Source organism: Denitromonas halophila, from assembly GCF_007625155.1.
Classification (GTDB): domain Bacteria; phylum Pseudomonadota; class Gammaproteobacteria; order Burkholderiales; family Rhodocyclaceae; genus Nitrogeniibacter; species Nitrogeniibacter halophilus.
Genome location: NZ_VMNK01000003.1, coordinates 220,940 through 241,410 on the forward strand (window position 1 = coordinate 220,940; position 20,471 = coordinate 241,410).

Annotated in this window: 20 protein-coding genes; 3 read left to right on the forward strand and 17 right to left on the reverse strand. The window is 63.3% G+C overall.

Annotated features, from left to right (window positions below):
• Nucleotides 1–49 precede the first annotated feature (49 nt).
• The 3 genes from FHP91_RS03130 to FHP91_RS03140 all read left to right on the forward strand — a co-directional run bounded on the left by FHP91_RS03130 (nucleotide 50) and on the right by FHP91_RS03140 (nucleotide 5,501).
• The gene (locus FHP91_RS03130; RefSeq protein ID WP_186301428.1) at nucleotides 50–2,860 is read left to right on the forward strand and encodes a putative bifunctional diguanylate cyclase/phosphodiesterase; all 2,811 of its coding nucleotides are present in this window, start codon (nucleotides 50–52) and stop codon (nucleotides 2,858–2,860) included.
• A 192-nt stretch (nucleotides 2,861–3,052) separates the two neighbouring features.
• Nucleotides 3,053–4,534 carry a circularly permuted type 2 ATP-grasp protein gene (locus FHP91_RS03135; protein WP_144308203.1) on the forward strand — a complete coding sequence of 494 codons (1,482 nt, stop codon included), beginning with the start codon at nucleotides 3,053–3,055 and terminating at the stop codon, nucleotides 4,532–4,534.
• 4 nt (nucleotides 4,535–4,538) lie between these two features.
• Nucleotides 4,539–5,501, forward strand: coding sequence for an alpha-E domain-containing protein (locus tag FHP91_RS03140; protein ID WP_144308204.1), 963 nt, complete (start codon nucleotides 4,539–4,541; stop codon nucleotides 5,499–5,501).
• Between the two features lie 29 nt (nucleotides 5,502–5,530).
• On the opposite strand, the gene ccmI is transcribed toward FHP91_RS03140, so the two are convergent.
• From ccmI to FHP91_RS03225, 17 genes are all read right to left on the reverse strand, one after another.
• The gene (gene ccmI / locus FHP91_RS03145) at nucleotides 5,531–6,760 is read right to left on the reverse strand and encodes a c-type cytochrome biogenesis protein CcmI (RefSeq protein ID WP_144308205.1); all 1,230 of its coding nucleotides are present in this window, start codon (nucleotides 6,758–6,760) and stop codon (nucleotides 5,531–5,533) included.
• Nucleotides 6,757–7,230 carry a cytochrome c-type biogenesis protein gene (locus FHP91_RS03150; protein ID WP_144308206.1) on the reverse strand — a complete coding sequence of 158 codons (474 nt, stop codon included), beginning with the start codon at nucleotides 7,228–7,230 and terminating at the stop codon, nucleotides 6,757–6,759. The genes ccmI and FHP91_RS03150 overlap by 4 nt, the downstream gene beginning before the upstream one ends.
• Nucleotides 7,231–7,232: 2 nt before the next feature.
• Nucleotides 7,233–7,826, reverse strand: a complete 594-nt coding sequence (locus FHP91_RS03155) for a DsbE family thiol:disulfide interchange protein (protein WP_144308207.1) — start codon at nucleotides 7,824–7,826, stop codon at nucleotides 7,233–7,235.
• An 8-nt stretch (nucleotides 7,827–7,834) separates the two neighbouring features.
• Entirely contained in the window at nucleotides 7,835–9,808 is a 1,974-nt protein-coding gene (locus FHP91_RS03160) for a heme lyase CcmF/NrfE family subunit (protein WP_144308208.1), read from the reverse strand.
• Nucleotides 9,805–10,251: a cytochrome c maturation protein CcmE gene (gene ccmE, locus FHP91_RS03165; protein ID WP_144308209.1), complete on the reverse strand. Its 447-nt coding sequence runs from the start codon at nucleotides 10,249–10,251 to the stop codon at nucleotides 9,805–9,807. The genes FHP91_RS03160 and ccmE overlap by 4 nt, the downstream gene beginning before the upstream one ends.
• The gene (ccmD, locus tag FHP91_RS03170) at nucleotides 10,248–10,448 is read right to left on the reverse strand and encodes a heme exporter protein CcmD (RefSeq protein ID WP_144176364.1); all 201 of its coding nucleotides are present in this window, start codon (nucleotides 10,446–10,448) and stop codon (nucleotides 10,248–10,250) included. The genes ccmE and ccmD overlap by 4 nt, the downstream gene beginning before the upstream one ends.
• Nucleotides 10,445–11,206 carry a heme ABC transporter permease CcmC gene (ccmC, locus tag FHP91_RS03175; protein ID WP_144308210.1) on the reverse strand — a complete coding sequence of 254 codons (762 nt, stop codon included), beginning with the start codon at nucleotides 11,204–11,206 and terminating at the stop codon, nucleotides 10,445–10,447. The genes ccmD and ccmC overlap by 4 nt, the downstream gene beginning before the upstream one ends.
• A 52-nt stretch (nucleotides 11,207–11,258) precedes the next feature.
• Nucleotides 11,259–11,927: a heme exporter protein CcmB gene (ccmB, locus tag FHP91_RS03180; RefSeq protein ID WP_144176366.1), complete on the reverse strand. Its 669-nt coding sequence runs from the start codon at nucleotides 11,925–11,927 to the stop codon at nucleotides 11,259–11,261.
• Nucleotides 11,921–12,547 (reverse strand): cytochrome c biogenesis heme-transporting ATPase CcmA, encoded by a 627-nt coding sequence (gene ccmA, locus FHP91_RS03185; RefSeq protein WP_144308211.1) that lies wholly within the window; start codon nucleotides 12,545–12,547, stop codon nucleotides 11,921–11,923. Before ccmA ends, ccmB begins: the two co-directional genes overlap by 7 nt.
• A gap of 117 nt (nucleotides 12,548–12,664) precedes the next feature.
• A complete protein-coding gene (locus FHP91_RS03190; RefSeq protein WP_144176368.1) occupies nucleotides 12,665–13,306 on the reverse strand; it encodes a NapC/NirT family cytochrome c in 642 nt (213 codons plus the stop codon).
• A 24-nt stretch (nucleotides 13,307–13,330) separates the two neighbouring features.
• Nucleotides 13,331–13,780 (reverse strand): nitrate reductase cytochrome c-type subunit, encoded by a 450-nt coding sequence (locus tag FHP91_RS03195; protein WP_144308212.1) that lies wholly within the window; start codon nucleotides 13,778–13,780, stop codon nucleotides 13,331–13,333.
• Entirely contained in the window at nucleotides 13,777–14,628 is an 852-nt protein-coding gene (napH, locus tag FHP91_RS03200) for a quinol dehydrogenase ferredoxin subunit NapH (protein WP_246116204.1), read from the reverse strand. Before napH ends, FHP91_RS03195 begins: the two co-directional genes overlap by 4 nt.
• A 68-nt stretch (nucleotides 14,629–14,696) precedes the next feature.
• Nucleotides 14,697–15,557 carry a ferredoxin-type protein NapG gene (gene napG / locus FHP91_RS03205; protein ID WP_144308214.1) on the reverse strand — a complete coding sequence of 287 codons (861 nt, stop codon included), beginning with the start codon at nucleotides 15,555–15,557 and terminating at the stop codon, nucleotides 14,697–14,699.
• Nucleotides 15,558–15,631: 74 nt separating this feature from the next.
• Complete coding sequence (napA, locus tag FHP91_RS03210) at nucleotides 15,632–18,175, reverse strand: nitrate reductase catalytic subunit NapA (RefSeq protein WP_144308215.1); 2,544 nt, start codon at nucleotides 18,173–18,175, stop codon at nucleotides 15,632–15,634.
• Nucleotide 18,176: 1 nt separating this feature from the next.
• Nucleotides 18,177–18,437, reverse strand: coding sequence for a chaperone NapD (locus FHP91_RS03215; RefSeq protein ID WP_144308216.1), 261 nt, complete (start codon nucleotides 18,435–18,437; stop codon nucleotides 18,177–18,179).
• Nucleotides 18,434–18,931, reverse strand: coding sequence for a ferredoxin-type protein NapF (napF, locus tag FHP91_RS03220; protein WP_144308217.1), 498 nt, complete (start codon nucleotides 18,929–18,931; stop codon nucleotides 18,434–18,436). The genes FHP91_RS03215 and napF overlap by 4 nt, the downstream gene beginning before the upstream one ends.
• A gap of 109 nt (nucleotides 18,932–19,040) precedes the next feature.
• Nucleotides 19,041–20,450: an exonuclease domain-containing protein gene (locus tag FHP91_RS03225; RefSeq protein ID WP_144308218.1), complete on the reverse strand. Its 1,410-nt coding sequence runs from the start codon at nucleotides 20,448–20,450 to the stop codon at nucleotides 19,041–19,043.
• Nucleotides 20,451–20,471: the final 21 nt, after the last annotated feature.

Below are 20,471 nucleotides of genomic sequence, written 5' to 3' on the forward strand. Positions count from 1 at the left end.
ACGGCCCTGTCCACGGGCCATGCCGAAGACACATCACCCGAGGGTCTGGATGCGTCAATACTGCCTGCTGCTGGCCTGCCTGTTCTTGCTGCCCCATGGCGCAGCGCGGGCCGACGCGGCCGCGGCAACTGACGCTGGCGTGCGCCTTCGGGTACTGAGCGTTTTTTTCGGCAACCGTGATACCCCCTACGAAATTCTGCTTGAAAAGGGGCTGCGCGCAGGGTTTTCCGAGACGGACGAGCAGCCCGGCATCGTGCTTGAAAACATCTATCTGGACATGATCGACAACTATGATCCGGCCCGCGCCAGACTCATCAATCAGGCACTCAAACTCAAGCACGACGCGCGGCCGCCCTTTGATGCGGTAATCCTGAGCGGTTTGCCCAGCAAGCAGTTCATGCGCGAGCATGGCCGCTGGTTGAGCGACGGCCCGGTCATCCAGATCGAAAGCGACTTCATCGATATCCCCGCCACCCTCGACACCGGCCAATTCTCGCTGCGCCAAACCCTGGCCATTGCCGAAACCGCTGCCGATGCACTCGCCATGCTGCCAAACACCCACACGCTTTGGGTGATCGCCGGGACGGGCCGCGGCGATGTCGCGGCGCTCGACGCGGCGCGCGCCCAACTTGCGCCATTGGCCGGCCGTGTCACCGTGCGCTTCATCACGGTTCAGGACGCCGATGCCCTGTTCGCCGAGGTGGCGACCGCCCCCCGCGACACGGCCCTGATCTACCTGCGCGCCTCCCGCGACGGCAAGGCGCAGCGGCTCATTCCCGCCACCTTCGGCCGGCAACTTGCGCGCGCGGCTAACGTGCCGATGTTCTGCATTTATGAACCGATCCTGCTGCAAAGCGATTGCGTGGGCGGGCGCGTCTCGGCCGGCGCACAGACCGGCAAAACGGTGGCCAGCCTGATCCGGCAACTGTTGAACGGCCACGACGCCGGAGCTGGGGTGCAGTTGCTGCCCGCGCCTGCGCGCTACCGGTGGCCGCAACTTCAGCGCTGGCAGATCCGCCGCGCCACGATCCCAGCCGGCACCGATTTGATCGACTTCACGCCGACCATTTACGAGCGATACAAAAAACAGGTCTGGAGCGGCGTACTGGTCCTCTGCCTACTGGCCGCCGCGCTGGTCGGGCTGATGTGGGCGCTGGGTCAGTACCGCAAACAGCGCGACACGCTCGCGGAGTTCGAGCAACGCTGGCATCTGGCGCTGGACAACGCCGGCCAAGGGGTCTGGGATCTCGATCTTCGCAGTGGCGAGGCCTTCTATGCGCCGGGCTGGCGAGCCATCCTCGGCCTTGAGGCCAGCGCAAACGCCCCCCAGGTCCGGGAAGCGCACATTCACCCGGCCGACCGAAAACGCGTCTCCTCGCTGTTGCAGCAGCATCTGTCGGGCCATACGCCGCACTTTGAGAGCGAACATCGCATGGTGCGTGCCGACGACACCACCGTCTGGGTGCGCGAACGCGGCCAGGTGGTGCGTCGTGACAAGCAGGGCGTGCCCCTGCGCTTCATCGCCTCCATGCAGGACATCACCGAGCAGCGCGTCGCCCAGGAACACATCCGCCACATGGCGACCCACGACACCCTCACCGGACTGCCCAACCGCACCCTGCTGACCGACCGGCTCGATCGCGCCATGAGTCGGGCCCGCCGCATGGGCAACCGGGTGGCGGTCGTGTTTATGGATCTGGACCATTTCAAGACGGTCAATGACACCCTCGGCCACCCGATTGGCGATCTGCTGCTGATCGCCGTTGCGGGCCGGATGATGCCGCACCTGCGTGAAACCGACACCATCAGCCGTCAGGGCGGCGACGAATTCGTGATCTTGCTGCCCGAACTGGCCAGCGCGGCCGACGCGGCGCATGTGTGCGAGAAGCTGCAACGCGAAATGGACGAACCGGTCACCCTCGACGGGCGCTCGCTGCGCATCTCGGTGTCGATGGGGGTGGCCATGTTCCCCGACGACGGCAACAGTGTCGAAACCCTGCTGCAAAAAGCCGACGTGGCGCTCTATCAGGTCAAGAACGCCGGCCGCGGCGACTACCGCTTCTTCTCCGCCGACATGAACCACGAACTCGAAGACCAGTTCGATCTGGAATCGCGGATGAGCACCGCCTTGCGCAACGGGTACATTCAGTGGTGGTATCAGCCGCAGATCGACCTGGCCACCGGTGCACTGGTCGGCGCCGAAGCGCTGGCGCGGTGGATTGAGCCCGACGGCACGCGCATCGCCCCTGACGCCTTCATTCCGGTCGCCGAAAAATTCGGCCACATTCAAGCATTGGGGGCGCTGGCGCTGCGCTCGGCCTGCCACGAGGCGTGCAAATGGGCGCAGGCCTGCGGCCGGCCCATTCCGGTGGCAGTCAATCTATCGGCCGTGCAGTTTCGTCGCCCCGGACTGACCGAGATGGTGCGCACCATCCTGACCGAGACGGGACTGCCCGCCGAGCACCTGATTCTGGAGATCACCGAATCGGTGCTGATGGAAGACAACATCATCACCCGCGAGAGCCTGGCCGGCATTGCCAGCCTCGGCGTCGGGCTGTCGATCGACGACTTTGGCACGGGCTACTCCAGCCTGGCCTATCTGAAGCGCTTCCCGGTGAACCACCTGAAGATCGACCGGGCCTTCATCGCCGACCTGAACTGCGACCCGGACAGCGACACCATCGTCCGCACCATTGTGCAGCTCGGCCACAACCTGAATCTGCAAGTCGTGGCCGAGGGGGTCGAGTCCGCCGCCCAGGCAGAACAGCTCCGCCACTATGGCTGCGACATGGCCCAAGGTTATTTTTATCACCGGGCTCTGTCGCCGGAACACTTCTTGCAAGTTCTCCAGCACGCCTGAGCTCGGCGCGCCGCCCGGCGACTGAAACAGCCCCGGAAAGTGCGGTCAGTACAGGCTCAAATGGCGCCCTGTGGGCGTTCTGAGCGCAGGCGTATAGTAGTGAAGTGCCCGCCGTGGAAACGACGGGCGAGGGAAACGCCCCAAACCAGTGCATGCATCAGTCTTGGTATGCACCGTCCTCACGGAGGAGCCATGCCGCAAATTAATTGGAATGACTACGCCTGCGAAGGCCTGTACGACGAGCTTCTGGCCAGTGCGGGCAAACCCCGTCCTGCCGCCCAGGCCGTCTGCGACTACCTGAGCTCGATCGACGCAAAGGAAGTTCGCGATCTGAAAACGGCCGCCGAAGTGGCGATCCAGGTCATGGGCATCACCTTCACCGTGTACTCCGATGGCGACATGATCGACCGCGCCTGGCCGTTCGACATCGTGCCGCGCATCATTCCCAGCCACGAGTGGGAACACGTCGAGGCCGGCCTCAAGCAACGCGTGAAGGCGCTCAACCTGTTCATTGACGACCTCTACAACGAGCAGCGCATCATCAAGGACGGCGTGTTCCCGGCCGAGCTGCTGGAGCAATCCGTCAACTTCCGTCAGCAATGTGTCGGCATCCACCCGCCGGGCGGCATCTGGGCGCACATCTGTGGCTCCGATCTGGTACGCGACAAGGACGGCACCATCTACGTGCTCGAAGACAACCTGCGCATTCCATCCGGCGTGTCTTACATGCTCGAGAATCGCAACGTCAGCAAGCGCGTGATGCCCGAGCTGTTCCAGACCGGCCGCATCCTGCCCGTTGACGATTATCCGGCGCAGCTGCACGACATGCTCGCCGCGATGTCGCCGCGCAAGATCAACGAGCCGAACATCGTCGTGCTCACGCCCGGCATTTACAACTCGGCCTACTACGAGCACGCCTTCCTGGCGCAGCAAATGGGCGTTGATCTGGTCGAAGGCTCCGACCTCATCGTGGGCTCCGACGACTGCGTGTATATGCGCACCATCGACGGTCTGGTGCATGTAGACGTGATCTACCGACGGGTCGACGACTTGTTCATCGACCCCGAGGCCTTCAACCCCGAATCGACCCTCGGCGTGCCCGGCGTCATGCGCGCATGGCGCAAGGGCACGGTCGCCCTGTGCAATGCCCCCGGCGCCGGCGTGGCCGACGACAAGGTGGTGTATGCCTATGTGCCGGAGATCATCCGCTACTACCTCGATGCCGAACCCATCTTGCCGAACGTGCCGAGCTATCTGTGCATGCGCGAGGACGATCGAAACTATGTGCTGGCCAACCTTGACAAGCTGGTGGTCAAGCCGGCCAACGAGTCCGGCGGCTACGGCATGCTCATTGGCCCACACGCAACCGCCGAAGAACGCGCCAATTTCGCCGAACTGATCAAGGCCAACCCACGCAACTACATGGCCCAGCCCACCCTGAGCCTGTCCGTCACCCCGACGCTCACCGACAGCGCCATCGAACCGCGGCATGTCGATCTGCGCCCCTTCATCCTGTCCTCTGGCACCGACACCTATGTAACCACCGGCGGGCTGACCCGCGTCGCCTTGGTCAAGGGTTCGCTGGTCGTCAACTCCTCGCAAGGTGGCGGCAGCAAGGACACCTGGATCGTCGACACCTCCGGACAGGGACAAACACAAGGACAAGGGAGCTGAAAACATGCTGTCACGTGTAGCCGAAAACCTTTACTGGATGGCGCGCTATCTGGAGCGCGCCGAAGACACCGCCCGCCTGGTGCGGGTCAGTCGCCACCTGATGCTCGACTTCCCCGGCACCGCCACACTCGGCTGGTCATCGCTGATTTCGATCAGCGGCGCCGACGATATCTTTGACGAGTACTACACCGAGCGAGACGCCGCCAATGTGCTCGCCTTCCTGTGCGCAGACCGCCGCTACTCGGGCTCCGTCCTGGGCGCGCTCTCCGCCGCACGGGAAAACCTGCGCACCACACGCGAAGTCATGCCGCGCGAAGTGTGGGAAGAAGTGAACCGGCTGTTCCTCGAATGCAGCGAGATCTTCAGCGGCACCATCGATCTGCGCCGTCTTGACGACTTCCTGCGCGTGGTCATCCGCGGCTGCCAATCACTGACCGGCATGCTCGACGGCAGTCTGAGCGACACCCCCGCACGCACCTTCTGCGCGGTCGGCGGCTACCTCGAACGCGCCGACATGATCACCCGCATCCTCGACGTGCGCTCGGCCAATCTGCTGCCGCGCACACCGGACGACCTCACCCCCTTCGAAAACCTGCAGTGGATGAGCGTGCTCAAATCGCTGTCGGCCTATCAGATGTACCGTCAGCATGTGCGCCTGCGGGTGCGCGGCCCCGATGTGGTGCGTTTCATCCTGCTCAACCCGCAGTTCCCGCGCGCCCTGTACCGCTGCCTGAACAATCTTCATCGCAAGCTGTATACCCTGCCCAGGGCAACGCTGGCCTGCCAGCGTGTCACTGAACTGCTCGGCATGCTGGCGACCGAGGACGCCGCCAATCTGGCCGACTCGCCCGACCGGCTGCACGCCTTTGTCGATGAGTTGCAGCTGGGCTTCAACCGGGTGCACGAAGCGATTCAGGGCACCTGGTTTGCGGGGGTCGACAGTCCGGCGCCCGTCGTGGCCGACTAAATAAAAACCCGGGTCACCCCGGGTTTTTATTATTGCGCCAGCTCGGTCTCGATCAGAAGATTCACCCCGCTGGCGTCTGGCGGCACCGCCAGCACGCTGCTGTCCAGATCGCCCGGGCGAGCCCCGGCATTGCCGCTCTTGGAGACCCGGGCACCGATTTCCACCGTGGCGGGAATCGGGCGATCCCCGGCCATGGAAGGCACCCCGGCAAAATCAAACTGCACGGGCAGATCCGCCACCGTCTTGCGCAAGATCGCGAACGGCATGCCACCGCCCTCGGGCCGGACATAGATGAACACCACGTCGTCCGCCTTGGCCTTCTCGATCAGAGCCGGCGACAACGCCACCGTCCCGGCCAGCGAAATACCGGCACCCGGCGCGACCGCAGGCGCCGCTGCTGCTGGCGCCATCCCGGCCTTTTGACGTGCCTCGGCGATGCCTTGACGAATGGAGGTCGCCAACTCGCTTTCAGCGGGCAACTGAGCGAGCATGCGCTCCCACTGTGCCGCGGCCTTGGCGAAATCGGACGCCTGGAATGCCGCACTGCCCGACAGCGCCAGCGCCTTGATATTGTCCGGCTCCAGCGACAAGGCCTTGTCGATCAGGCGCGACGGCTCGCCCACCAGCGAACGGTTGTTGCCGGCGGCCAGCGCATCGGCCCAGTCGGCATAGACCTGCGCTTCATCCGGCATGCGCTTGGCCAGCTCGCCATAAGCGGTGGCGGCATCGGCGAAACGGCCCATGGCGCTATACGAGCGGGCCAGCATGAACCAGCCTTCGGCATTTTCCGGGTCTTGCTTGAGGCGCTCGGCCAGCGTGGCCACCATCTCTTCGACCTGCTCCTGTGTCACCTGATGCGTGTCTTCACCACCGACCTGGGTCGGGTCCAGCCCATCCAGGCTGCCGATATCGAGATAGATCACGCCCGCAAGCAGGGGGATCAGCAAGGCCGTCGCCATACCCCAGCCCCGCGCCGGCTTCCCGCTCAAGGTGCCCGAACGGGTCTCGCCCTCTTCCAGCGCGCGGCGTTCGAGTTCGTCCCGGGTGCGCTGATAGTCGGACTGCGACATATCGCCTGCAGCGACGTCCGCGTCGAGCTCGGCGAGTTGTTCGCGCAGGACCGACAGCGCCGTTTTGGTCTGCAATGCATTGGCGTCGTCGTCAAGCTGGGCGCCAGAGGCGTTGCGGAACAGCGGCACCACCACCATCAACAGGGCCGCCACCACCAGCAGTACGGCAAATACGATGAAGCTAGTCATGCCTGTGTTCCGTTGTTGTCATCTTTTTCAAGCAGGGCGCGTGCTTTGGCGCGCTGCGCTTCGTTCAGCACCGGAGCGCTCTCTTTGTTGCGGCGCGACAGGCGCAGCATCAGCACACCAATGCCGACCACGGCCAGTACCAGTGGGCCGAGCCACAGCAGCAACGTGCTGCCACGCATCGGCGGTTCATACAGCACGAAGTCGCCATAGCGGGCCACCATGTAGTCGGCGATTTCGTCTTCGTTTTTTCCGGCGCTCAGCTGTTCGCGCACCTGACCGCGCAAGTCCACTGCCAGGTCCGCGTCGGACTCGGCGATGGACTGGTTCTGACAGACCAGACAGCGCAGCTTGTGCGACAAGGCCATCACGCGCTCTTCAAGCGCCTGGTCCGGTGCGACGGGCTCGGCCGTATTGGCGTGCGCAACGAGCGCGAACAAAGACAGCCCGCAGGCCAGAAGGAAACGTCGCATGATCAGGATTCCGCCTTGAGGGCGGCCACTTTGGGCAGGATGGTGTCGCGCAGCGCATCGGGCGTGATCGGGCCGATGTGCTTGTGGCGAATCACGCCTTGCTTGTCGATGAGGAAGGTCTCGGGCACGCCATACACGCCAAAGTCGATGCCGACACGGCCATTGATGTCGAGAATGCTCACGTCGTAGGGGTCGCCATGGCTCTGCAGCCAACCACGGGCGCGCTCGATGGCCATCGGCAATTCGTTCTCGGCCGCCACCTTGCGCATGTCGATACCGCCGTCGCCGCGCACTTCCTTGTAGTTGAGCCCGACCAGAGGCACTTCCTTGCGCTTGGCGAGCGCCACCAGCACCGGATGCTCCTGGCGGCAAGCGACGCACCACGAAGCCCACACGTTGAGCAACCACACCTGGCCTTTCATGTCGGCCAGCGCGAGGGTTTGCTCGGGGTTATCCAGACGCGCGAGGGTGAAATCCGGCGCGGGTTTGTCGATGAGCGGTGAGGGGACTTCCCGCGGATTCAGGCTCAGGCCGAATCCGAGGAAACCCACCAGCAGCAAGAACAGAAACAGGGGAACAAGAAACTTGGCTTTCATAGGACTCTTCAGGCCGTTTGGCGCGCGCCGGCGTCAGGGGCAGTACGTGCTGCCAGCCGGCGATAACGTCGGTCGGCCGCTGCCAATCCGCCACCGAAAGCCATCAGCAAGCAACCGAACCAGATCCAGCTGATAAAAGGTTTGTGATAGAGGCGCACAATCCAGGTCGTGTCATCGATCATCTCGCCCATCGAGGCGTAAATGTCGCCAAACAGGCCGATATCCAGCGAGGCCTCGGTCATGGGCATCTGGCGCGCGAGGTAGATCCGCTTTTCCGGCGTGAGCGTCGCGACCGACTGACCGTCGCGGGTGACTTTCAGCGTCCCTTGGGCTGCCGCATAGTTCGGGCCGGGCGCATCGGTGATGGCGGTCAGCTCGAAGTCGTAGCCGGCCAGCGTGGCCGTGTCACCCACCTGCATTTTCACGTCGATGTTGGTCTGCGTGCCATTGACCATGGCGACCCCGATGATGAAGAAGCCGATACCGACGTGAGCGATCCACATGCCCCACCAGGCGCGCGGTATGCCGCTCAGGCGCACGCCGGCCGCGGCACCCGGCCGCTCACGCAGACGCTCGACGAGCAGCACGATATTCACGATCAGTACCCAGGCGGCCAGCGACATGCCGACGATCATGCGCCAGCTCATCGTGCCGGCCATCCACGCACCGGTCAGCCCGAGCACCACACTGGCGACAAACCACGGCGCCAGCTTGCCCAGGACGACGCCGACGTCGTGTCCCTTCCAACGCAGCAGGGGCCCCATCGCCATCAGCAAGACGACCGGCACCATCAGCGGCAGAAACACCGACTCGAAGTACGGCGGGCCCACAGAGATCTTGCCCAGATTGAGCGCATCGAGGAACAAGGGGTAGAGCGTGCCGAGCAGCACCGAGGTGGCAACCACCGACAGCAATACGTTATTGGCCAGCAACACCGACTCGCGCGACACCAGGGCAAACTTGCCGCCGCCAGCGAGTTTGGGCGCGCGCCAGGCGAAGAGCATCAGCGAGACGCCGATCACCAGCACCAGCAAGCCGAGGATATACATGCCGCGACGCGGGTCGGTGGCGAAGGCATGCACCGAGGTGAGCACACCCGAACGGACCAGGAAGGTGCCCAGCAAGGACAACGAGAACGCGGCGATGGCGAGCAACACCGTCCAGCTGCGGAAGGCGCCGCGCTTTTCAGTCACCGCCAGCGAATGGATCAGCGCCGTGCCCACCAGCCAAGGCATGAAGGACGCGTTTTCGACCGGGTCCCAGAACCACCAGCCGCCCCAGCCCAGTTCGTAGTAGGCCCAGCCCGAGCCCACCGCGATACCCAAGGTGAGGAATACCCACGCCACACTGGTCCAGGGGCGCGACCAGCGTGCCCAGGCGACATCCAGCCGGCCGGAGATGAGCGCGGCAATGGCGAAGGCGAAGGCCACCGAGAACCCGACATAGCCCATGTAGAGCAGCGGCGGATGGATGATCATCCCCGGGTCTTGCAGCAAGGGGTTGAGGTCCTGGCCCTCGGCGACACCCGGCAACAGACGGTTGAAGGGGTTGGACGTAAACAGGATGAAGGAGATGAACCCGCCACTGACCAAGCCAAGCACGCCGAGCACGCGGGCGACGAAAATGTCGGGCAGCGTGCGCGAGAACATCGCGACTGCCAGCGTCCACCCCGCCAGGATCAGCCCCCAAAGCAGCAAGGAGCCCTCATGGCTGCCCCAGACGGCCGTCACGCGGTAATGCACGGGCAGTTTGGTATTGGAGTGCTGGGCAACGTACTCCACTGAAAAATCGTTGGCCACGAAGGCCCAGGTCAAACAGGCAAACGCCAGGGCCATGAAGGCAAACTGCGCCACCGCGGCGGGCCGCGCCACGGCAATCAAGGCGGAGCGATACTGGTGCGCGCCGACCAGCGGTACGACGCCCTGCACCAGCGCGACCAGGAAAGCCAGAATGAGCGCGAAATGTCCGAGTTCTGGAATCATTGCGACACCGTCGCGGCTGTTTTGTGTGCCTGGTCGATGGCGTCCTGCGCTTCGGGCGGCATGTAGTTTTCGTCGTGCTTGGCCAGCACTTCCGTGGCCGCAAACTGGCCGTCAGCCCCCAGCGCGCCCTGCACCACGGCTCCCTTGCCTTCCTTGAACAGGTCCGGCAAGGGGCCCTTGTAAGCCACGGGAATCGAACGGGCGGTATCGGTAATGGCGAAGCGCACGGTGATGCCGTCGGCGTCGCGCTTGATCGAGCCATCCTCGACCATGCCGCCGATACGGAAGGTTCGCCCTTGCGGCGCCTTGCCTTCGGCCACCTCGGTCGGCGTATGGAAGAACACCAGGTTCTGCTGGAATGCAGACAATACCAGGGCCACGGCACCGCCAAGCAAGGCGACACCTGCCACCACGAGGATCAGACGTTTCTGTCTGGCTTTCATTCTTGAATCTCCTTGCGCCGCGCACTGGCCTTCATGGCCTGACGCAGCCGCTGCAACCGATGAACCACTTGCTTCCGACGGCGTAACACCACGACAAGTTCCAGCGCGATCAAAGCAAATGTGACGCCATAGGAACCCCAAACGAAGAACCCGGCCCCACCCATGGACCAGAAATCAGACATCGACTGCCAGTTCATGCCTGCGCCCCCCTGGCATCCAGGACCTCGCCCACCCAGTCGGTATGGCGCTCACGCTCGAGAATCAGCGAGCGCACCCGCCACAGCACAACGGCGATCGTATAGGCCCACGAGGCGAACGCCATCACCAGCATGGCCATCAACATGGTGGTTGCCATGCTCGGCGCCTTGGTGAGGCTGACCGATGCGCCCTGATGGAGGGTGTTCCACCACTTCACCGAGAAATAGATGATCGGCACGTTCACCGCGCCGACCAGCGCAAGAATGGCGCCGGCCTTGTCGGCCCGACGGGGGTCTTCAATTGCGCGGGTCAGGGCCATGAAGCCGAAATACAGAAACAGCAGCAGCAACTGCGAGGTCAGCCGCGCATCCCAGACCCAATACGCGCCCCAGGTCGGCCGCCCCCACAAGGCGCCGGTCCACAAGGCGACGAAACAGAACATCGCGCCGGTTGGCGCCAGCGCCTGCGTCATCATGGCCGACAGGCGGGTGTTGAAAACAACCCCGATCGCCGACCAGAAGGCCATGATCAGATAGATGAACATCGACATCCAGGCCGCCGGCACGTGAATGAAGATGACCCGATACACCTCGCCCTGTACCGCATCGGTCGGTGCCACAAAAAAGCCGAGATACAGGCCGATCAAGGTGAAGCCCACCGCGGCGGCCGCAAACCAGGGCGCCAGACGCCCCGCGAGCGGGTAGAACACGTTCGGTGCGGCGTAACGAAAGAGACTGAAGCGTTGTCCGGATTCCATGGCCTTAGGAAATCAGTAGCTGCGGCAAGACGACCGCAAGTTTTTCGGGGGCCTACTCTACCGCGATTCGCAAGGCGGCGGCACACGCCCACGGCGCCAGCGCCAGCGCCGCCAGCGATCCACCGCCCAGCAGCATCAAATGCGCATTCGCCCCCGTGCCCGACAGGTAAGCATCCACCGCGCCCGCCCCAAAAATCAGGATCGGCACGAACAAGGGCAAGACCAGGAGCGCGAGCAGCATGCCCCCCCCCCTAAGCCCCAGCGTGAGCGCGGCGCCCACTCCGCCCAAAAGCGACAGGATCGGCGTACCGAGCAGCAAGGATAGGATCAGCACCCCGGTTGCGCTTTGCGTCATATCAAACAGCAAGGCCAGTGCCGGCGCGGCAATGACCAAGGGCACGGCGGTGGTCAGCCAGTGCGCCAGGACCTTGGCCAGCACCCACAGCACCGGAGGCTCCGGCGACAGCAAAAGCTGCTCGAGCACACCGTCCGTGTGGTCCTGCGAGAACACCCGGTGCAGCGACAGCAACGTTGCCAACAGCGCCGCGACCCACAACACGCCGGGCGCGATGGTCCGCAGCAGATTCGGTTCGGCGCCGACACCAAAAGGGAACAAACAGGCGACGATGGTGAAGAACGACAGGGTCACCAGCACATCGGCACGATTGCGCCAGGCCAGCAGCAGATCGCGGCGCAGCACTTCAAGAAAAACGCTCAACATGCCGACTCCGCAAGATCGACCGTCCGCATCGGCGTGGCAAAGGGGACATCCTGGTGCGTCGTCATCACCACCATGCCGCCCCGGGCGCAATGGGCGTCGAGCCACTCAGCCAGATCGCGCACGGCCGTGACATCCAGCGCGGTAAAGGGCTCATCAAGTATCCACAAGGGCACATTCTCGGACAGATACAGCCGCGCCAGCCCGACGCGACGACGCTGCCCTTGAGACAGCACTTTGGCGGGCAAGTCGCGCTGGGGGCCGAGCCCGATGCGCTCGAGCGCCAGTTCGGACTGGCCGACATCGGCACTCAGACCATGACAGGCGGCCGCGAAGCGCAGGTTTTCAAGCGGACTGAGCAGATCGTTCAGGGCCGCGGCGTGGCCCAGATAGAGCGTGTCGCGATGGAAGGCCTCGCGGGCGCGGTCGATACGCACCCCCTTCCAGCTCACCTGACCGTGCTCGGGCATGCCCAGCCCACACAACAAGCGCAGCAGACTGGTCTTGCCGACCCCGTTCGGGCCGGCGATACGAACCAACTCACCGGGTCGGACGGTCAGGGCAACATCGGCAAACAACATACGATCGCCGCGCAGGCAGGCGAGTTCAGTGACTTCCAGCATGGCCGCGATTCAATCACATTGGGGCGTAAAAGGATATGTGTGAAATCAAATCGAAGGCGCGAAAAAAAGGGCCGCTTGCGCGGCCCTTTGCCCGATTCGTTTCTTGCTCCGGCAGCGTCAGTTCTGAGCGCCGGCCGGCTTTTCTTCCGTCGGATGGAAGACTTCCGGCGCGGCACCGCCCTTGTCGCTGCCGATATCCTGCTCCACGGCCGGCAGCGAGTGGGCAATCCCCTTGTGACAGTCAATGCAGGTCTTGCCTTCGGAGAAGCCGTCCTGGTGCATGCGTGTCGAACGACGCCCCTGGATCGAGTAGTCGAAATACTCGAAGTTGTGGCAATTCCGGCACTCGCGCGAATCCGTCGCCTTCATCCGCGCCCATTCGTTCTGGGCCAGCTGCAGGCGCTTCCCATTGAACTTCTCGGGCGTATCGACCGTACCGAGGAAGTGATGCCACAGCTCCTTGGAGGCCTGGATCTTGCGAATAATCTTGTGCGTCCAGTCTTTCGGCACATGACAATCCGGACACGTCGCTCGCACACCACTTCGGTTCGAGAAGTGGATCGTGTTGCGATATTCCTGATAGACGTTCGCTTCCATCTCGTGACAGGAGATGCAGAACGCCTCGCGGTTGGTCCATTCCATGGCGGTGTTGAAACCGCCCCAGAACAGGATGCCCGCCACGAACACCAGCAACACCAGCCCGAGCCCGGCTCCGCGCAGGCGTCCCCAGAGGCCGCCCCTGTTATTGTCGTAGCTCATATCTAGCTCCCTTGAAGCGGTGGATCAGCGCAAGCCTTCGGCTTTCTTGAAGGTGTTATCGACCAGGGTCGGTGCGTCGGTCTGCGGCACGTGACACTGACTGCAGAAGTAGCGCCGCGGCGAGATGTTCGACAACTCCTTGCCGTCGCGATCCTTGAAGTGCGTCAGGCTGACCTTGGTTGCGCCGGTTTCGCGGTAGCGCGTCCAGGAATGGCAGTCCATGCACTTGTTGAAGTTGGTGCTGACTTCATAGCCCTCGACCTTGTGCGGAATCAACGGCGGTTGCTGGACATAGTCCCGCGCTGTTGGCGCATGATCCTTGGGTACGACATAGCCGCCCGGGTCCAGCTCTGGTGCGGCAACATCCCGACCCCGAAGGGACTGAACGTTATCAGCTGCCTGAACGCCGAGAGAAATGCCCAGGCTCATGGTTGCCAGCAAGGCGACTACGAGATTACGGGTCTTGTTTTTCATGACTCGCTCCTATCGAATCGGGTGGTCAATCTAAATACATCCTTGCCGCAAACGTCGATACAACGCCCACAGCTGGTACAGTCTTTGTCAAGAATCAATGGGTGGTCCTGCGCCACCGCCTTCAATGCTGGCCGGATAACCTGCGGTTCCGGGCAAACAGCAAAACAGTCCATGCAATCGTCGCACCCGGAGCGCTTGTCTGCCGTGACCCGGATCAACGCCGCCGAGTTCAACACACCATAAAACGCGCCCATGGGGCACACATGGCCACACCAGCCACGGCTGGCGATCAGTAAATCGTAGAGAAACACACCCAGCACGATGCCCCAGGACAGACCGAATCCGAAGATCAGTCCGCGATGCAACATCGACACCGGATTGACCCATTCCCAGGCAATGCTCCCGGTCAGTGCCGAGGCCAGCACAGTCAAACCCAGCAACCAGTAGCGCGTGTACTCGCTAGGCACCTTGCCGCCCTTGATGCCCAGCCGCCGCCGCAACCACGCTGCCGCGTCGGTCACCATGTTCACCGGGCACACCCAGGAACAGAACAACCGACCGCCAAACAGCAGATAAAACGCCGCCACAATGCCGCCGCCCAGCAAGGCTTCCTTGTACGGCACCTGCCCCGCCGCCACCGATTGCAGCAGCAGGTAGGGATCGGTCAGCGGCAACACCCCAAGGGTGAGACTCGACGACAGATTGCCCTTCACGATCCATAAACCGAACCACGGCCCGAGCATGAACAGCACCAAGATGCCCAACTGCACGACGCGACGCAGCAACAACCACTTATGCGCCCGCAGCCAGCCCTTGACCTTGACTGCCTCAGCCCCCGGGCGCGTCATTACTGACGCGCGCGAGCTTGCCTCAGTCGGCGCCGGCGGAACCGCCGGTTGCGTATGACTGGCGGCACTCATGGCTTCCACCCCGAATCAATACCGCCCGGCTTAACCGGCGCGTCAGACGGCGGCACATAACCCGGCGCCACACGTGTATCGCCGTACTTGCGATCCTCCAGCCCTCGCATCGGCAACTGGTGCTGCTCGCCAATCAGGGAACCGCCTGCGGCCTCGCGTTCAACCCAACCCTTGCGGTAATGCTCGGCCGACTTGCCCTGCGCCAGCTTGTGCGGCAAGACCTTGATCGCCGCTTCCGGCAACACACAGGAGTGCTCGCACTTGCCACAGCCGGTGCAGTGTTCCGAATGGACCGTCGGCAGCAACATCGCATGCCGGTCGGAGCGCGGGTTGTGCACCAGCTCAAGCGTAATGGCCTTATCGATGACCGGGCAAACGCGATAACACACATCGCAACGCAAACCGAGAAAGTTCAGGCAGGTTTCCTGGTCGATCAACACTGCCAGGCCCATGCGTGCCTTGCCAATATCCGTGAGTTCACGATCAAGCGCACCGGTCGGACAGGCTTTGACACAGGGAATGTCATCACACATCTCGCAGGGTACTTTCCGCCCTTCGAAAAAAGGCGTGCCCGTTGCTACGTTATCGCCCAACTCGGAGAGCTTCAAGGTGTCAAAAGGACAATCCCGCACACATAGTCCACAACGCACACAGGCCGCCAGGAAATCCTGCTCTGGCAGCGCGCCAGGTGGCCGGATGGCCTCCGCCGGACGGGCGGAGGCTTCCGCGCCGTAGAGTCCGACGCCCAAGGCCAACATGCACGCCCCGCCTGCCGCGCCGGCCATTTCCTTGAGGAAACGACGACGCGCCTGACTGGATTTGCTGTTCGCGGATGGACGAGTGTTTTGCGTGCTCATGGTGTGCGGCGTCTCGTGCGAGGCGATGCTCTGCCTCGCACGCGACTACCCTCATTCACTCAGATGGGTCGATATCAGGCTTTGGTGACCTTGACTGCGCACTTCTTGAAGTCCGTCTCTTTCGAGATCGGGCAGGTCGCATCGAGCGTCAGCTTGTTCACCAAGCGGCCTTCGTCAAAGAACGGCACGAAGATCAGCCCAACCGGCGGCTTGTTGCGGCCACGGGTTTCGAGTTGCGCCACCATGTCGCCGCGGCGGGAGGTCACCTTGACCTTCATGCCGCGCTGCAGGCCACGCCGCGCGGCGTCGTCCGGGTGCATGAAGACTTGCGCCTCCGGCACCGAACGGTGCAGCTCGGGCACCCGGCGGGTCATCGAGCCGGTATGCCAGTGCTCCAGCACACGGCCGGTGCACAACCACATGTCGTACTCGGCATCCGGCATTTCGGGCGGATTCTCGTAGGGCAGCGCAAAGACCACGGCGCGCTTGTCCTTGTGACCGTAGAACTGGATGTCGGAGCCCTTCTCGACATACGGGTCGTAGCCCTCGCGGAAGCGCCACAGCGTCTCCTTGCCATCGACCACCGGCCAGCGCAGGCCGCGCGCCTTGTGATAGGCATCGAAGTCAGCCAGGTCGTGTCCGTGGCCGCGGCCGAACGCCGCATATTCTTCGAACAGGCCTTTTTGCAGGTAGTAGCCGAGCGCCTTGGACTCGTCGTTCATGTAGCCCTTCCAGGCATGATCGTTTGCCTTGGCGACATCCGACATCGGGTACTTGTTGACCTGGCCGTTGGCGTAGAGCACGTCGTACAAGGTCTTGCCCTTGTATTCCGGCATCTTGGCGATCATCTCGGCCGGCCACACTTCCTCGACCTTGAAGCGCTTCGAAAACTCGATGTACTGCCACAGATCGGACGTTGCCTCACCCGGAGGGGCAACCTGCTGACGCCAGAACTGTGTGCGGCGCTCGGCGTTGCCGTAGGCGCCTTCCTTCTCGGTCCACATCGCCGTCGGCAGGATCAGGTCGGCCGACAGCGCGGAGACGGTCGGGTAGCAATCGGACACCACCACGAAGGCCTTCTCGTTGCGCCAGCCCGGATAGATCTCGTCGTTGATGTTCGGACCGGCCTGCATGTTGTTGGTGGTCGAGGTCCAGTAGCAGCTGATCTTGCCGTCCTTGAGCATGCGACTCTGCAGCACGGCGTGGAAGCCGATCTTGCCATTGAGGAAACCCTCGGGCAGCTTCCAGATTTTCTCGGACGTGGCGCGGTGCGCCGGGTTCATCACCACCAGGTCGGCCGGCAGACGGTGGGCAAAGGTGCCCACTTCGCGCGCCGTGCCACACGCGGACGGTTGGCCGGTCAGCGAGAACGGGCCTGACCCCGGGGTCGAGATCTTGCCGGTCAGCAGGTGGATGTTGTAGATCATGTTGTTCGCCCAGGTCCCGCGGGTATGCTGGTTGAAACCCATGGTCCAGAACGAGACAACCTTCTTGCTCGGGTCGGCATACAACTGAGCGAGCCTCTCGAGGCGCTCAGCCGGCACGCCAGAGAGCTTGGCAGTTTTCTCGAGGGTGTAGTCGGCCACAAACGCGGCGTATTCCTCGAAGCTGATCGGTGCTGCGCCGCCCACCTTGCTGGAATTCTTGGCGTTCTTTTCGCGCTCGTCGGTCGGGCGCAGACCGTAGCCGATGTCGTCGTTGCCTTTCTTGAAATTAACGTGCTTCTGCACGAACTCAAGATTCACTGCCTTGTTCTGAATGATGTAGTTGGCGATGTAGTTGAGGATCGCCAGGTCGGTCTGCGGCGTGAAGATCATGCCGTTGTCGGCCAACTCGAAGGAGCGGTGCTCAAAAGTCGAGAGCACATGCACCTCGCTGCCCTTGTGGGTCAGACGACGGTCGGTCAGACGCGACCACAGGATCGGGTGCATCTCGGCCATGTTCGAGCCCCACAGCACGAAGGCGTCGGCGTTCTCGATGTCGTCGTAGCAACCCATCGGCTCGTCAATGCCGAAGGTGCGGATGAAACCAGCCACGGCCGAGGCCATGCAGTGGCGCGCGTTCGGGTCGATGTTGTTGGAGCGGAAGCCGGCCTTCCAAAGCTTGGCGGCAGCATAGCCTTCCCACACCGTCCACTGGCCGGAGCCGAACATGGCGATGCTGGAGGTGATCTGGTCGGCCGGCTTGCCAGCGTTGGCCTTCAGGTCGGCAGCGATCGCGGCCTTCCACTTCTCGGCCATGATGTCGTAGGCCTGATCCCAAGAGATCGGCGTGAACTCGCCGTTCTTGTTGTACTTGCCGTCCTTCATGCGAAGCAACGGCTTGGTCAGGCGGTCTTCGCCGTACATGATCTTGGACAGGAAGTAGCCCTTGATGCAGTTCAGGCCACGGTTCACCGGCGCATCCGGGTCACCCTGGGTCGCGACCACGCGTCCTTTCTGCACGCCCACCAGCACCGAACAGCCGGTGCCGCAGAAGCGACAGGCTGCCTTGTCCCAGCGAACATCGGTTGCCGTCGCATTTGCCGCCTGTGCCGTCACAGGCAGGCTGATCCCCGCTGTTGCCGCAGCCGCCGCAACGGCATTGGCCTTGATGAAACCACGTCGATCCATAGTCATTTCACGCCTCCTGTTCCTGCAATTCGAGACCTTCATCGGTATATTCATAAGCCATCGTCACCCCGAGCACCATCTTGTTCAGGTTGACTGCCAGAATGGAATCCATTGTCGAGTAGCCTTCGCCGTCCTCCACGGTCACGATCAAGCGACCCTGGTCTGGCGCTGCGCCATGCACTTCAACACCGGGAATTTCCAGTAGCGCCTCTGTCAGCGCCCGGATGTGTTCGGGGCTGACCCGAACCACAAGACTTGCGATTTTCATCTTTGACTCTCCATCGGGTTGCTGACGGCAATGGCGCCGACAGGGCATGGCGCTACGCAAGCGCCACAACCGGTGCATGTGCCTTCGTTCATTTCCGGGCGGGAAATACCGCCCAGGGCGGGCCGGAAACGAATGGCGCCGGCCTCGCAGTTCTCACCACAAATCCGGCACTCCACGCCCTTTCGGGCCACACAGGCTTCGCCGAGATGTGCCTTCATTGCCCACGCCGGGGCACCCGCTTCACGCCGGATTGCGCCGGTTTCACAGGCCGCAGCGCAATCGCCGCAAAAGGTGCACTCGCCAAGGGAAAAGTCGATCGTGGGATAGCCGCCGTCACCCACGCGCACTACCCGGGTCGGGCAGGCGGCCACGCAATCGTCGCAGCGCGAACACAGCGGGATGAAATCTGCCTCCGCCAGCGCCCAAGGGGGGCGAGGCTCGGCAGCAACTTGGCGGAAACGGCCGCGGAGAAAACCGCGACGGGCGACGTCCATCGGACTTAAAGTCCCTAAAAACCGTGTGGGTTCTTATTGGACACCCGCGAACAACGGTTTGACTTGATTGCGATCAAACCAGGCCGGAAAGAGTGCCATGACGTGCACGTCAGCTGGTGACGGGGCTCACGGCCTGACGATGCGCCGGCGCATCGAACCAGCGCAACAGCAGGCGATAGATATCGAGGTCGAAGGCATAGCGGGCCGCAGGCAAGGCGGCGCGGGCTTCTTCCTCGGTCGCGCCCGTCGACAGATAACACCAGGCGTCGAGCAGGTGACAGGCGCTCAGGCCGGTCGCCGGGTCGCGCTCATGGAGCAGCACCGGTCCGGCCCACGGCCATGGCTTGAGCCCCTTGCCGGCCAACGCGCCGAGTAGACGTGCATCGTGCTGCTCCGGGGTTTCCTTGCCGGCACAGACACCGGCGCAACGCTTCATCTGATACGCCATACAGGCGCCGTTGCGACCACTGTCGAGGCCGAGCCGGCGCGGGCAGAGCTGATACAGATACGCCAGCTCCCGGAGCAGATTGTCCGCCTCCTTGCGGGTACGGAAGGCCCCATGCACGCTGTCCCAGGCACGCGGATCGCCCTCGGCGAGGGGCACGCGTTCGAGGACCGTGGCTTTGCGCTTGTTGCTGGGCAGGATGCGCAGACCGAACACCTCGTCGTTCTTGCGCAACTGTCGATTGTGCAGCGGCGTGTCGTGCTTGACCAGGCAGGCCTCCAGCAACAGCGCCCCCAGCTCGCCGGCGGTCTGCTCCCACTCCACCCGCCGCACCTGCCGCGCCAGTTCCGCCTCTTTGCCGCTGAGCCGGGTGGCGGCGAAATGCGACATGACGCGGGTGCGCATGCGCTTGCTCTTGCCGATGTAGAGCGGCAGATCGTTTTCGCCGTAAAAGAAATAGACCCCGGGGCTGTCCGGAATGCCTTCCAGCACCCCCTCCGGCAGGCCCGGCGGCCGCGCGGGCTGTTTCATGGCGCGCGCCACGGCGTTCTCCAGCGTATCGGCCGGGAAGGCACTGCGGACCTGATCGAGAAACTGGCACAACACTTCGGTGTCGCCCATGGCGCGATGGCGGGCGGTGCATACCAGCCCGTGGCGCTCGATCAGGGCGTCGAGCCCGTGGCGATGATGCTGCGGATACAGGGCGCGGGAAAGTTTGACGGTGCACAGCACCGCAGCATCAAAGGGTTTGTCGAGAGCGGCGAAGGCGGTCTTGAGGAAGCCGTAGTCGAACCGGGCATTGTGGGCCACAAACACGGCGTCGTCCAGCAAGGCGAGGACGGTGTCGGCAAGCTCGGAAAACTCGGGCGCATCGGCCACCATCGCATCGGTAATGCCAGTGAAGCTCTGGATCATGCCCGGAATGTGCACCCCGGGCCGCACCAGCGAACTCCAGCGCTCAAGCTCGCGACCGTCTTCAAGCAGGACGATGGCGATTTCGGTGATCCGGTCGCGTACCGGATGGGCTCCGGTGGTTTCCAGATCGACCACGGCCAGTCGATGCGGCAGCGTCAAGGCATCAGGTGGCGCGTTGCG